The sequence below is a fragment of the Vibrio pomeroyi genome, from assembly GCA_041879425.1.
In the GTDB taxonomy this organism is placed as follows: domain Bacteria; phylum Pseudomonadota; class Gammaproteobacteria; order Enterobacterales; family Vibrionaceae; genus Vibrio; species Vibrio pomeroyi_A.
Map to the genome: position 1 here is coordinate 1,442,883 of CP090855.1, position 14,806 is coordinate 1,457,688.

Annotated in this window: 9 protein-coding genes; 8 read left to right on the forward strand and 1 reads right to left on the reverse strand. The window is 40.8% G+C overall.

The window, feature by feature from the left end:
• Positions 1–53 precede the first annotated feature (53 nt).
• Positions 54–377: a DUF4144 domain-containing protein gene (locus L0992_22295; GenBank protein XGB69127.1), complete on the reverse strand. Its 324-nt coding sequence runs from the start codon at positions 375–377 to the stop codon at positions 54–56.
• 338 nt (positions 378–715) lie between these two features.
• Between L0992_22295 and L0992_22300 the strand changes: the two genes are divergently transcribed.
• The 8 genes from L0992_22300 to L0992_22335 all read left to right on the forward strand — a co-directional run bounded on the left by L0992_22300 (position 716) and on the right by L0992_22335 (position 14,685).
• Positions 716–7,654, forward strand: a complete 6,939-nt coding sequence (locus tag L0992_22300) for a LamG domain-containing protein (protein XGB69128.1) — start codon at positions 716–718, stop codon at positions 7,652–7,654.
• A 20-nt stretch (positions 7,655–7,674) separates the two neighbouring features.
• On the forward strand, positions 7,675–11,313 hold the full coding sequence (locus L0992_22305) for an RHS repeat protein (GenBank protein XGB69129.1): 3,639 nt from the start codon (positions 7,675–7,677) through the stop codon (positions 11,311–11,313).
• Complete coding sequence (locus L0992_22310) at positions 11,310–11,615, forward strand: hypothetical protein (GenBank protein XGB69130.1); 306 nt, start codon at positions 11,310–11,312, stop codon at positions 11,613–11,615. The genes L0992_22305 and L0992_22310 overlap by 4 nt, the downstream gene beginning before the upstream one ends.
• A gap of 162 nt (positions 11,616–11,777) precedes the next feature.
• Positions 11,778–12,458 carry an RHS repeat-associated core domain-containing protein gene (locus L0992_22315; GenBank protein XGB69131.1) on the forward strand — a complete coding sequence of 227 codons (681 nt, stop codon included), beginning with the start codon at positions 11,778–11,780 and terminating at the stop codon, positions 12,456–12,458.
• A gap of 18 nt (positions 12,459–12,476) precedes the next feature.
• A complete protein-coding gene (locus L0992_22320; GenBank protein ID XGB69132.1) occupies positions 12,477–12,932 on the forward strand; it encodes a hypothetical protein in 456 nt (151 codons plus the stop codon).
• A 220-nt stretch (positions 12,933–13,152) separates the two neighbouring features.
• Complete coding sequence (locus tag L0992_22325; GenBank protein ID XGB69133.1) at positions 13,153–13,488, forward strand: hypothetical protein; 336 nt, start codon at positions 13,153–13,155, stop codon at positions 13,486–13,488.
• The gene (locus L0992_22330; GenBank protein XGB69134.1) at positions 13,458–14,006 is read left to right on the forward strand and encodes a hypothetical protein; all 549 of its coding nucleotides are present in this window, start codon (positions 13,458–13,460) and stop codon (positions 14,004–14,006) included. The genes L0992_22325 and L0992_22330 overlap by 31 nt, the downstream gene beginning before the upstream one ends.
• A gap of 76 nt (positions 14,007–14,082) precedes the next feature.
• On the forward strand, positions 14,083–14,685 hold the full coding sequence (locus L0992_22335; protein ID XGB69135.1) for a DUF4279 domain-containing protein: 603 nt from the start codon (positions 14,083–14,085) through the stop codon (positions 14,683–14,685).
• Positions 14,686–14,806: the final 121 nt, after the last annotated feature.

The following is a 14,806-nucleotide window of genomic DNA, read 5'->3' on the forward strand; positions in this document are numbered from 1 at the left end:
GCGCTGTTTTTGTTTGTACTGTATAGAAGTTTTGATTCGAATCTAAAGCGATATTACCGTGGCTCAAAAGCCAGCGACTGAATCGCTTCTTCAATCGTTAGGAAGTGAATCTTCATCAAGCACACTTCGGCTTTTTGGAACTCATGATTTCGTATCAGCTTAGTCACGCTTTCTACTGAATACTGCTCAGGTCGTTTTGCTAGAGACAATTGATTTGCGCTCGATTGAAGTGCGTAGCTGTCACCTTCAGAATCGATGAGGTAATCATCTTCACCCAAGATCATGTCTGAGCATTCTGCCTGAAAATCGTTCTCGGATGCGACGTAAATAAGCTCATCATCGCCGTCGAGTTTTACTAAAGATGGCCAACGGATCATTACTGCCTCTGAATCATGTATGTTGAAGTTTGTGTCGACTATAAACAGTTTTGAAGCGTAAGTCAGGTATTAGTGATTTATCTTATAGAAAGAACAATAAACTACTGCTCGCTGTTTGATTTGTAATTAACTTTCGATAACTATAACGTTGATGATTCGATTATAATTAACAGTTATAACTATATAAATTAAATTAATTGGGATTTCGTGAGGTTTTTAAATAGCATTTAATAATGATTATTTTAACCTGAGTTTTATTCGTGACTTTTATTAATATCTCATTAAAGACGTTGGTATTATATCTCTTACTTGGTTTTTTCTACGTTAACGCAAGTCAAGTGGAATATAAATACAATCTACGTGGAGAATTAATCAATGAAAAAGCCGATAATGAATTTAACTATTATGCTGTTGATGCTCTTGGTAATCGTCTAAGTATAAGCAAAGGCGAGTTTTCTTCAGACCTTAATCCTATCACACTGACTGCTCCAGATAATTATTCGATAAGAAACTTGTCACAATCCATTACTTTTACTTGGTTACCAATTAAAGGCGCTTCCTATTACGATTTTTGGTTTGGCGATGAACCAGGAAAATTACGTCAATTTAAAACTGGTATCACAACTACTTCACTAAAGTTGGATTTGTCTCATATTTCAGATAGCCATTCTAGATATTGGAACGTTGTCGCGCATGATGGGAAAGGCGCTAACTCCAAAAGTCCAATTTATACTTTCTCTGCACTAGATAGTGATCGAGACCAATTGCCCGATCACATCGAAGACAAGCTATGCATGTCTTCGCAAACCCCTGATTCTGATAATGATGGCCTTTTAGATAGTCAAGAAATACGTTTTGGTGAATCAATAATTATGACCTCACTTCCTTGCTTACAAGATAGTGATTTTGATGGAATCGAAGACGCGTATGAAGTTGAAGCTGGCAGTGATCCAATGGTGGTTGATAGCTATCGAGGAGATAACTGGTCGCTTTATGTTGATTGGATTGCGAAGAAACATGAGCAACAGCAACTGAAAGTTGTATCCGAACGCAGATTGTTAGATGTAAGAAATACCAATGGTTATGCAATTTCTGGGTTTGCTCCAGGTAGTGAAGCGATGAGTATGACTTACTGGGTTAAACACGCTGAAAGTCACGAACAACAGACAATGGGTAGTGACGATGATAGTGGTCGTCGGTTCTATGCCGGTATTGATCAAGAAAATAGTGTCACGTTCGGTGTTGGAAATAAAGCTGTCACGTTAAGTAAAGTGAAGATTGAGGATGAGGATTGGACGCATGTCGCCTTGGTCTATTCAAGCTCTGTGGCAGAAATATATATTAATGGTCAATTAAAACACACGATGAGATCTTTGGCATTTAAAGAAGCCAGCCAATATGCCCTTTGGATTGGTACTCGTCATCACAAGCGAGCTTGGCAACCAGAAAGTATTGAGGGGGTGATCGATAATCTTAGTGTTTGGAATGTAGCGCTATCACAACAAGATGTCGCAAAAAGCATGTTTAGTCTCGACAAAGTGACAAGTAATAACTTACTTGGCTTTTACGACTTTAATGAAAGCCGCGGCGAGTGGGTCAAAAATAGAGTAACGAATAAGTTTGACCTGAAGCTAGTAGCTGGAGCGAAGTTGAAGCTTGAAGAAAACTATATCGACTCAGATAGTGACGGTATACCTGATATATTCGAGAGTGCTTTGTGTAGTGATAGTCATAACTCAGACAGTGATGCGGATGGTATTCCTGACGGTGAAGAGCTAGGTATTGGCTCATCGTTAGATGTGACTTCCAATCCATGCAATGCCGACACTGACAACGATGGTATCGCAGATGGCTTTGAATATCACCACTCAATGAACCCGGCGCTGAACGATGCGCTGAAAAGTAACTTAGGTTCAAAGATCAGTTATTGGCAAAAGTATGTTTCTTACGTTGAAAAGAGAGACAGTGAGGTTCAGGTTATTGAAGAAGATAGGCACTTCGATGTAACAGGCAGCAATACTTATGCTATTTCTGGATTGTCGAATAATAAAGAAGACTTTTCCTTAATGTACTGGTTTAAACCTAAGGATAAATCCGAACAATATTCTGGATTTGACGGTAAAGGGTGGCACCAAACAAAATTAGGAATCGGTTTCAATAACACCATAAAAGGAATTATTAATACTTCTTTTTATCCTGGGAGAGTCAACCCAAATATTACTCTTGATAATTGGCATCATTTTGCTTTCGTTTGGGATTCTAACACTTATACCACTCAAGTTTATCTTGATGGAAATTTAGCTTACTCGAGTCGTGTGCCAACTTGGTTTAATAGAAAAGAGATACTCGCGATATGGATCGGAGCATTGAATGATTCGAGTCAGCCGAAATATTTCATGAATGGCATTCTTGATAACGTGCAGATTTGGAATCAAACCCTAGAGCAACATCAGGTTCGTCGTTACATGACCGAAGCACCTCAAGTAAACATTCAAGGGCTTGTTGCATCCTATGATTTTTCTACATCACGCGGTGACTGGGTAATGAATCAAGTGAGTGGTCGCTTTGATCTCAAGTTGACTGACGTTACTCGCTTAAAACCAGAAGACAAAGAGCGAGACAGTGATGGCGATGGCCTTTCTGATGCTTTTGAATTAGGGAAATGCTTGGACGTATATAACAGTGATAGTGATGAGGATGGAATTTTAGATAAAAATGAACTGACACCCTTGGCACCTTTAAAATCCACAGACCCTTGTATTAGTGATACCGATAACGATGGTATTGATGACAAATTTGAGCAAGACAATGGTATGGATCCAACAAAACATGACCTTGATGTATTAAATGATAAAGAGATTGCCAACTGGGAAACCTATGCCGAAGAGAGTGTGAGTCGCCTATTAGATCAAGACAAAAAAGTGCAACACTTAGATGGTGAGTTGAACCTGTCGAACAGTTTAGGTTATGCAATTTCTGATATTCAACGAGAGAAGAACGCCGACGAAACTACATTGATGTATTGGTTTAAGCCAAGCAAGCAGGGTTTAGATCAATTTAGTGGTGTACAAACTGAGATGTATAAAGGCAGTTACCTGGGTATTAGTGGAAATGATAAACCGCTAGTTCGTTCAAATTATCAAGAACTTCAATCAGATATTACGATCAAATCAGGTCAATGGATCCACTTGGCGATTGTTATCTCTCAAAGTACCCAAAAGTTTTTTGTTAACGGGCAATTAGAGCAAATTATTGATAAACGAAATAAAAATTTTGAGTCCTCTTATACACTTTGGTTTGGCGCGGTTAATTACAAAGGCTTGGATGTGAAACATCAAAATGGTCAAGTTGATGATATTCAGCTTTGGAATAAGGCTCTTAACCAAAAGGATATAATCAATTACATGCGTAAGCGTCCTGATAGCACTAACGAAAACCTTGTCGCTTGGTACGACTTCTCAAATCATCTTGGTGCTTGGGTTAAAAATAGGGCAAATGGGAAATATGATCTGAAATTGGTGAAGGGTGCACATATCATTGAATCTGAGCAAACTAACGACAGTGACAGAGATGGGTTAAGCGACGAGTTTGAAGCGACTTATTGTACTGATCCTGGAGTGTTAGACAGTGATGGTGACGGCCTTAATGATGGTGACGAACTCAATCAAGGTTTTCTTATCAATGGCCAAAAGTTCACCACTAACCCTTGCTCCTCTGATACTGACAATGATGGTATTGATGATGCGTTTGAAATTAGCAATGGTATGAACCCTACATTAGCCGATGGCCATCTTATTGATGCTGAAGTTAATAAGCCAAACTGGGATAGGTATGTTGAATATATAAACCGCAGTGATGCATTTCAATCTGCCAGCGAGCAAACCGTGCCGGGAGTATTCGACGTCGAAGGTTCAAAAGGGTACGCCATTACAGGTTACTACCCGGCATCTCACCCAGTCACTATTATGTTTTGGTACAAACCCAATGAAAAACTTTTTGTTTACGATCAATCACTTTCTGGTGTGACGGATGTGAACAGTAGCTCATCACTAGCGTTGGGCCAAAGTATGTACGGTGTTATGTATAGGACTAAGAAGTATGGTGAGCAAGCTTATGACCATGACTTAGTTAATGAGCAGTGGAATCATATCGCATTGACTATTGGTGGTGAGTTCACAACGCTTTATGTCAATGGACAACAAGCACTGCTAAGTAAGAACACTCTAACGTCGATTGCTTATCCCTTTTTCTTAGGCGCGGCCAATTTTGAAGGATTAGCTAGGCGACATATGAATGGTAAATTGGATAACGTCATGAAGTGGCAACGTGAACTCACACGTGAAGAAGTCCGCCGTTTTATGATAACGTCGCCGAATCCTGAGTCAGACAGTACCCTAGAATGGTTGTATCGCTTTGACGACACTAAAAATGGTTGGGTCAAGAATGAAGTGACTAATTTGTACGATCTGAAGCTCGTTCATGGCGCAAAAATTTCAGCAGAGCGCCCTTTTGTTGATTTAGATAAGGATGGGTTGGATGACAAGTTAGAACTTGCAAGCTGTTTAGATGAAACCCAAGCTGACACAGACGGTGATGGTCTATTGGATGGTCAAGAATATGGGGTCAATTCCCAATATTTAACAATTACAGACCCCTGTTTATGGGACAGTGATAGGGATAATATTCCGGATGATTTTGAGTTAGAACAAAACAGTGATCCGCTTCAGAGTAACGCAGGGAAAAGTTCTGTAAATCATCCCAATTTGAGCCTTTGGGAAGCGTATGCCCAGCATCAAGTTGAACAGTTGTCACAAGACGACATCATTGAATCCTCACGTTCTTTGCAGTTAACGGATAACAATGGGTACGCAATTACCAATCACTTCTCGTTGTCACATGACATGACGTTGATGTTTTGGGTTAAGTATCAGCCAAGTAAAGAGCAAAGATCAGGAAACATGGATACTCATAAACTTGGTTTTTCATACGATAAAGTAAAATATGGTGACGAGCGCAGCACATCATATACTGCCACAAAACTTAATTCGGATGAATGGGCACATTTAGCTCTCGTCTTGTCAAATCAAGGAAAAGCAAAATTATACTTTAACGGGCAACTCGTAGATGAAAAATACCCATCGCGCGCAGACTTACCGAATGTGTGGGCCACCTACCTTGGGGCCGTTAATGATGTAGGCTTCTCTAAAGAACATATGAAGGGGTTACTTGATAATGTTGGTATTTGGGAGCGGTCATTAAACGCAACTGAAATTTACCAGTATATGTTTACTGCGCCCAAAGCTTCGGATAGCAATCTTGCTGCATGGTATGACTTTACTCACTCCCAAGGTGATTGGGTGAAAAATAAAGCAACAGGACGATACGATCTCAAATTAACGCAAGGCGCTTACTTAGTTGCTGAGCCAACAGACGAAGATACTGACGGCGATGGCCTTGTTAACCGATTAGAGTTAGCTTTTTGTACTGATGGGTTAACGGCTGATAGCGACGGTGATGGCGTTAATGATGGTGATGAACTCTCAGTGGGCAAACCATTCATTTTGATTACTAACCCTTGCGATCCTGACAGTGATAATGATGGTTTGACGGATGACTTTGAACGTTCTCACGGTAGTGATGGCTTGATTACTGATGCTAATTTTGACAGCAATGGCAACGGTATTTCCAACTGGGATGAATATCGAAAGATACAAACAGAGCAATTGCCTGAAACAGTGGTCGAATTTGGCGCCTTGTCGGCGAGTAAAGGTTATGCAATTACGTCTTTCTTCCCAGAAAACGGTGATTCAACCTTAATGTATTGGTTTAAATCAACCAGTGAAGAATCACAGTTATCCGGTGTAAGTGAAACTGCCGACCAGCATTATTACGTTGGAATTCAGTATGCGCAGAAGAAGTTCGCATGGGGTGAAGACAAATCGAGTGGTTATTCTTTTAGAGAGGCGGAATACTCGACGGATGATTGGAACCACATCGCGTTAGTCGTAAATGATGATCATATTCAACTATACCTCAATGGACAATTAACAAAAGAAACAATACGTTCTTGGTCGACGATTTCTGCTCCCTTCGAACATGCACTTTGGTTGGGCGCTTTGAATAAGTCGGGAATGGCTTCTGATTTTTACACTGGCCTTATTGATAACGTGCAGATATGGGACAGAGCCTTGTCTGAACCAGAACTCCACCGCTTCATGGCGCTGCATCCTAAGGAGCATATCGAGGGTTTAATCGCGTCTTATGACTTTTCGTCTGTGAAAGGAGAATGGGTAAAAAATCACGCCAATGATCAATTCGACCTAAAGTTGGTCGATGATATTGAGCTTGAAAGTCATCAAGTCAATGACACTGACTTAGATACTATCCCGGATTACGTTGAAGCGAAAATGTGTGTTGATGCCACAACAAACGATACCGATCACGATGGATTATCCGATCGACAAGAATTAGAAATACTTGTCTCTGCATGCGATCCAGATATAGATGGGGATAGCATGTTCGATGGGTTTGAGCTTGAAGAAGGGAGCGCTTTGCGTGTTAGGGATGGCAACAAAGATAGCAATAGTGATGGTATCACCAATTGGTACTCATTTACTGATTGGTACAAAGCAGTAAAGTTGGCTCAAGGAGAGCAAGGTATATCTATATCGAGTGGTGTACTGCAATTGGATGGTGACAAAAATAGCCACGTTATAACGGGGGTTTATCCTAATTCTGAAGACAAAACATTAATGTTTGATATCAAGTTTAACCAACTTAAGGGGCTACTACAGTACGTTGGTTCTGATGACAATAATAAACATCGTTTTTACATTGGTTTAAATAAAAACGGTGATTTGAGTTACGGCGTTGGTGATGAAAGTCGAAATAATAGTGCTAGTTTAAATAGTGAACAATGGTATCACTTTACTCTTCGATACCAAGCCCCTAACGCTCAAGCATATATTGATGGTCAGTTAGTCGGGACCTTATCGAATATTCGTTTTAGCGGGCAGAGTACGGAGCCTATTACATTTGGGGGGGCTTATCCTGTAAATGCTCAGATTGACAACGTGCAACTCTGGAACCGAGCGCTTACGGATGAAGAATTAATAAATCGTAGGTCGAAGGTGTCGAGTGGACCTGAGTCGTCACTTGCTATGCACTACGATTTCGAATTCAGATTGGGTCCTTTGATAATGAACAAAGCTACCAATAAGTTAGATGCGTTACTCTCGGCAGAAAGCCTTCTAATTGAAACTCCGTTAAACCCATAAATCCGATTAAGGAAACTTAGATGCTTTTGGCAATTTTTGTCGCGCTTGCAATCGTATTGTTAGCGTTACTGCAGTCGTGTGCGCCTGCTGTTGAACCACCTACAGGCCCTTTAGGGCCAAATAGTTCATACGAACAAGGTCAAGGTCAAGGTCAAGCTCAAAAAGGGGGGGAATCAGGAGATGATTGCCATTCTTCGAGAGGAGCACCAATATGGCACTTTGACTTCAATAATCTCAACCTCGTTGTTCAAGATACGCCAATCTGGTTTGATTCGGCGTATGGACCTAATATTGAATTCACATTAACTTACAATGCGCTTGGAAAAGAAAATACAAATAATTCGGTTGGTTCTCGATGGTCCCATAGTTACAGTGACTATATAACCCAACCGAATGAATCTAATTCGCTAGTTCTGTTTGCGGGAACAGGACGCGTCGATGAATACCAACAAATTGGTACTAACTATGTTTTAAATTCACAATCGCTTCTGTCAGGAGAAGCGACTTTGCTGCCTCGGTTGAGTGTTGAAGATGGCGTGATTAAGGCGACTTACGTTGACGGCAGTTACAAAACGTTCACTCACGTGGAAAGTGGCGATTACCGATTAAGTTCCACGGTCGATCAAAGCGGTAACGCACTTAAGTTTGCTTACCAAGACGACCAGTTGACGAGTGTGACTAACGCATTAGATCAATCTCTGACTTTTAGTTATAACCAGGCCAAGCAAATTGTCTCGGTGAAAGGCCCGACGGGGTATCAAGCTCATTTCAACTATAACCAGAAAGGTGAATTAATCTCGCTTGAGGACATGCAAGGGTACTCCGCAGATATCACTTATGATGAGATGGGGATAATCTCGTCAATCACTGATGCTAAGGGACAAACCCAATTTATTGTTGAGCTAGGCAACGCTGATTCAAATCGGGTAGATGAATATCCAGCACCTGGTGACCCAATGGGAATGAGTAGCCGAGTGACTGCGATAAATCCGCTGGGTTATAAAGAGGAGTTTTTCTACAACTCAGAAACAGGCAAAGCGTGGTACATCTCACCAGAGCACTACATCAATTACGTGGATGTTAATGTTAACAATGACCAACCCGACGTTCCTAAAACTGTCTATGACTATCAGCGGTTCTCCAAAGGTTATTCTCGTGTTCAACAGGTTACTAGACCGGATGGTACATGGACTCGTTTCGAATACGATCAAAATCGTAATCTATCCAAAACTGTTTATTCAGATGGTAATTCCGTAAAGTATCGCAATAACTCGTTTGGTAAAGTTGTGGAGTTTACTGATACGCTCAATAACAGCACGATCTATGTTTACGATGATCGTCAAAACTTAATTAAAGCTGTCACGCCGACAGGCGAAAAGGGTTTTGAATACAGCCAAAATAACTTACTGATTGGTGCTACTAATTTAAACGGTGTTAAAACTCGCTATAAATACAACGACCAAGGGCAGTTATTACAAGTAACGGCTGCTGACGGTAACGTTGTCGACTTTGGTTATTCATCTGGGCGACTCGACTCGATTGTTAGTCAGGGTAAGGCGCTGGCGTCATATCAATATGATGAGCTAGGGCGCGTAACACAAGTTATTGATATACATGGTAACGCCACGCAGTATCGTTATGACCGAATTAACCAACTCACTCATGTCAGCGGAGAGGGAAATCGTGATACTGAGATTGTTTATGGGAGTTGTCCTCGTCTTGTAGAGAGCGAAACCCTTCCGGGAGGTCGAACTTACCAATATCAATATAATTCAGCAAAGCAACTGGTAGCGGTTATTGACCCTATGTTGGGCGTTACACGGTTAAAACGAGATGCGGCAGGACGCACTACGGCTTTAATTGACGCCAATCAAAATAAAACAGAATTTGAATATAGCGCCGTGGGTCAGCTTACAACGAAGCGTTACGCAGATGGCAGCGCGCTAAAAATTGATTACCAGCAAGGTTATATCAACAGCACCACTAATGCTCGAGGCGTTACAAAGTCTTTTCATTACAATGAAAATAACCAACTGACTCGTGTAAGTTATGGCGACGCTACACCAGAAGTTTCCTATCAATATAATTCGTTAGGAGAGCTGGTATCAGTCTCTGATGGCCAAGGTCTGACACAATATTCTTATTTCTCGGACGGTAAAGTTGAGAGCATTGATGGCCCTTGGGACAACGATACCATTGAACTTGGGTTTGATAAGCTGAATCGATTCTCTTCATTGATGTTGGATGGAGATAACTACGGTGAGTACAAGTACGACGCTCTGGGTCGACTAAAGCAAGTTTCGGCACTGGAACAGGTCTTTGAACTCACCTACGATGATTCGCCTGATAATGTTTCGGCTGACTTAACTTACCCCAATGGCATCAAGCAAGTGTTGAGCTTTGACAATATTGGCGATCTCTCCAAGCTCGAATACCGAAAAGGCGTGAATACAATCGGCAAGTTTGTTTTCGGTTTTGACGTTGCAGGTAAACTCACCCAATTAGAGTCTAACGAACCGCTCCTTCTAGAGCGCCCACAAACACAAGCCACGTACAATTCGCTTAACCAAATTTCCTCGTGGGATGGCGACAGTAGCGCTTTTGTTTATGATGCTGATGGAAACTTAGTACAAGGCTTATTGCCAGGTGAGACTCCTTTTGAAGCAGACTATGACGCTGAAAACAGACTGACCGCGATTCGTTTTGAGAAAAGTGGCACTCAGATTGAGGAACGATTTGAGTATGGTCACGATCATTTTCTAAGAGTGTATCAGCGTTTTGAAAGCAATATTAAAACCTTAGAGAAACGCTTTGTTCGCTTAGGCCTGATTGAGCTTCAAGAGCGTGACAGCGAGAACAACGTATTAGCAAACAATATATGGCGACCAGATAGAAAAGGCGGTGTCGCTGGGTTATTAATGCGTCAGCAGAGCCAGCAAAATATCTACTACATGACTAACCATCTTGGTCACGTCTATGGTGTGTTTGACCAGGCTGGCGAAAGACTCAGTCAGCGAGGTTATTCGCCTTACGGACAAATAAGTGGTGATGGTTTCACTCTACAGCCGTTTGGTATGTCGACCAAACGCTCAGATTTTGAAAGTGGATTAGTTTATTTTGGTTATCGCTTCTATATGCCAAACTTGGGCCGCTGGCTAAACCGCGACCCACTGCAAGAGCAAGGCGGGATTAACCTCTATGCGTATGTAAATGGTGACCCGTTAGGGTATGTAGATCCGGATGGGCGTTCACCTATGGCAGTTGGTGCAGTAGCTGGTGGGCTTTTAGCTGGTCCTCCTGGTGCAGTAGTCGGTGGTGTTGTAGGTGCGACTGCAGGAGTGGCACTATGCGTACTTACCGATCTCTGTGACTGGAATGAGTCTGGTGAAAGTGAGTTTCCTGCTCCTGGAAAGCCAGGAGAAGACGACGGCTTTATCCCTCCCAAGAAGCCTCCTAAAAACTGCGATCCTAGTGGACGGGTAAAAAACCCAAACGGGTCAGGGAAAGGTTGGGAAGATCATATAGGGGAGGTCTGGGTTCCTACAGGGGGAAAAGCTGACCATGGTGGAGACCATTGGGATGTGCAGACGCCCAAGCAACCGGGTCAAAGGCGCGGTCGATATCGTAATGTATACCCAGGAGGAAAAGTGAGAAAATGAAGAACATACAGATTATAGATGACGCAATTAATGCAACATATGATATTTTTTCGGCAACGGACGAGGAGTTTTCATTGTTGTTTCCTGCCAATACGAACATTGCTTTTATAGAAGATATTGATTCGGACAATTTAGTTGTTAAACAGGCTCTAAAGAATTTGTGGGGTCGAAGAGTACGCAAGTGCGATGTTCAAGGTATCCATGGAACTATGTTTTATGGGCTTGAAGATAAAAAAGATTATTACCCAACTTTGATCGATGAAGAAGCATGTAACCCCGATGCTTCAAAACTACGGAAATAAACGCAATGATTTGACTTGGCCAGGTTTTGTCATTTGAAATAGGACAAAAGGCCTAGTCTCAAAAAAGTAGGTGATGACCTTTCGAGCAACAACTGAAATGATTGCAAAATAAGGTGGTGTCTATGGCGACCAGATAGAAAAGGCGGTGTCGCTGGGTTATTAATGCGTCAGCAGAGCCAGCAAAATATCTATTACATGACTAACCATCTCGGTCATGTCTATGGTGTGTTTGACCAAGCAGGCGAAAGACTCAGCCAACGAGGTTATTCGCCATACGGGCAAGTAAGTGGTGATGGTTTCACTCTACAGCCGTTTGGTATGTCGACCAAACGCTCAGATTTTGAAAGTGGATTAGTTTATTTTGGTTATCGCTTCTATATGCCAAACTTGGGCCGCTGGCTAAACCGCGACCCACTGCAAGAGCAAGGCGGGATTAACCTCTATGCGTATGTGGATGGTGATCCATTAGGTTATATTGATCCGGATGGGCGTTTAGCGATGGTTATTCCTCCACCGGTTTTGCCGATATTTCCGCCAACAAACACAATGACGAATGCTAGTCCGGAAAATGGTTGGGTAGATGAACGCGAAGCAAGTGTAATGTATGACTATTATAAAAATTCCTGTGGTCCCAAACTTCCTCCTTCTGGTGATGAGTGCCAAGATTACAGAAATGAGGCACACCAAGCTAATATGTGTGCCCACCTTAGAGCGCAGTGGGATGAAAAATTTTGGCCAGGAAGACACACACAAGCTATCAAAGAAGCTCAGAGAAGGGCGAAAAAGTATAATAGGTTAGCAGAAGACTGTGAACGAGCTAGAGAAGTTATGGAATGTCAATGATTTTGAGGGGAATAGATTGTGGAGTATTGGGGTTATATTGACAAAGGTGAGCTTAATAGACGTTTTAACAAAGCTTTTCCAGATGTTCGGTGTCCAGATGTAGACGTATTTTTTGCCGTCGGGAAAACTAATATTATCAGAAAGATGATTAGTGACAGAATACCTGTAGGGGTATTGGATAGTGATGTTAATAATCTAGCTGAATATTATGATGAGTATTTATGTGTAAGTAACGAAGGCATGAAATGGCTGTTATCATCTTTGTGTAAATATATAATAAAACAACGTAGTGGACATGAGAAAATGATGCCATTTTTATTGCTTTATATTCAAGATTCTGGTTCTAGTGAAAGCTATGACTTTCATTTTCTAAGTAACGAACAAAAAGAGGTATTATTTAACTTTCTAGAATACTGCTCTGAGATGTATGATGTTTCAGTTTTTGAAGAGAAAAAAATGCTAGAAAAATTTTAATTATTTAACTTGAAATATTATTTTATAAATTCAGCTATTGCTATTTTTAATGAGGTTAGGCCTTTCATAGATAAAGGAGGGGGCAAGCCTATGTTGTGTTTGACTAGACTGGTGAAAGACTCAGCCAGAGAGGTTATTCGCCTTACGGGCAAGTAAGTGGCGATGATTTCACTCTACAGCCGTTTGGTATGTGGATCCGGATGGCAGATTCGCAGTAGCAATGCTTCACCCTGCAGTTGCTATTCCTGTAAGTTATGTGGTATGCAGGGCTCTTGGCGGTTGCGAAATACCTAACTTACCTGATTGGCCGAGTTGGCAAAATAGCAATGAGGAAGATGAAGAAGGACCGAAGAGAGCTAGAAATAAGAAACGCAAAGGACAAGGCCCATGTGAAATTGATAGAATTGATCCACCCCATGGTCAGCCAGGTTCTCAGTGGCATGCTCATGGAACTAAAGGAGGAGCATTAAATCAAGACGGTGAACCAAAAGATTCTGATCCCAAGTTTTCTAATAAGACTAAAAAGTGGTTGAAAAAGCATGGATGGAAAATATGAACTTATTTGAATTTTTGAATAAATTAGATGTTGAAAATATTAAATATGAAATTAGTTATAAGTGCTCATCATGGATATCAGTGAAAATTACAATGGGAGATAAGTATTGGCTACTTAGTTTTGATGAGTCTGGTTTTTTAGATTTAGAAGTTTATAAAGTAGAGTGTGAGACTCAAAGTGAAAATATCCAGGAAATATTCCAATTATTTAATGCAGCAAGAAAATTATGCATAAACTTTTCCGAAAGAAATGGAATTAATTTTAATTATCCATTTGTTTTTAAAAATAGTGCAGGTTTAACAAGGGAAATTGAAGGAATATTCCCTGATTTTGGCCTTAATGGGGTTGTTATAACTTCTAATAATAATGACGAAAACGCTATTTTAGATATTGAAAATTTGGGTTGTTATCATGTTTTTCATCTAGATGTTAATAATGGTTCGATCTACGCAGAGAGGACTTTGTTTGAATATCTTAACGAAATAGATTGGAATGGAAGTGGAGTTTGTCCTTTGTAAGCGCGTCATAAACCCCGCATTCTAATCGCCTAGCGCGAAGAATAAGATCAAGTCTCCGACCATGAGGAGATTTGAAATGGGAAAACGACACACTAATCAAGAATGGCAAACGCTCATCGAGCAGTCTGAATCGAGTTCATTGTCAACGCTTGCATTTTGTAAGCTCAATGAACTCAATCCCTCAACGATTTATTCAAAGATAGAGACGGAAACATTTTTGTTAAGCCAAAGAAGGGTAATGGTCCTGGAGAGTTTACTGGTTTCAATATTTATAACTTGTGAGGAAAATATGAGAGTTTATGCAAGATTAAGTATTGTGAGTGAGAGTGTTTCTTCTAAAGATATTTCAGGGCAGGTTGGAATGAGCTTTGATGAGCTCTGGGATGTTGGTGATAGCAGGAAATTAGGTTCAATAGTTGAGGAAGATAATGGCTGTACAATAAAGTCCGAAGTCGATTCTTCTTCAACAATTGAAGATCACCTTGAAAGCTTGTTCACGAGAACTGTAGATAGAGAACATTTGATTCGATTGTTGTCTGACAGAGGAGACGTGTATATTCAAGTGTCACTTTCGATTTACAGCGACGATGCACCGCCACTAACCTTTGAAAGGAAATATATTAATTGGATTAGTAACATTGGTGCTAGTTTAGATGTAGATCTATACCCGTTTGAGTAATAGATATAGGCAGGGTAAATAAAGAATCTATGTTGGAACGCATGAATATTCATGAATTAACTTGTTTATTATAAGATGAAGACATTTACTATAGAGTACGCATATGGGGGTATAATTAATA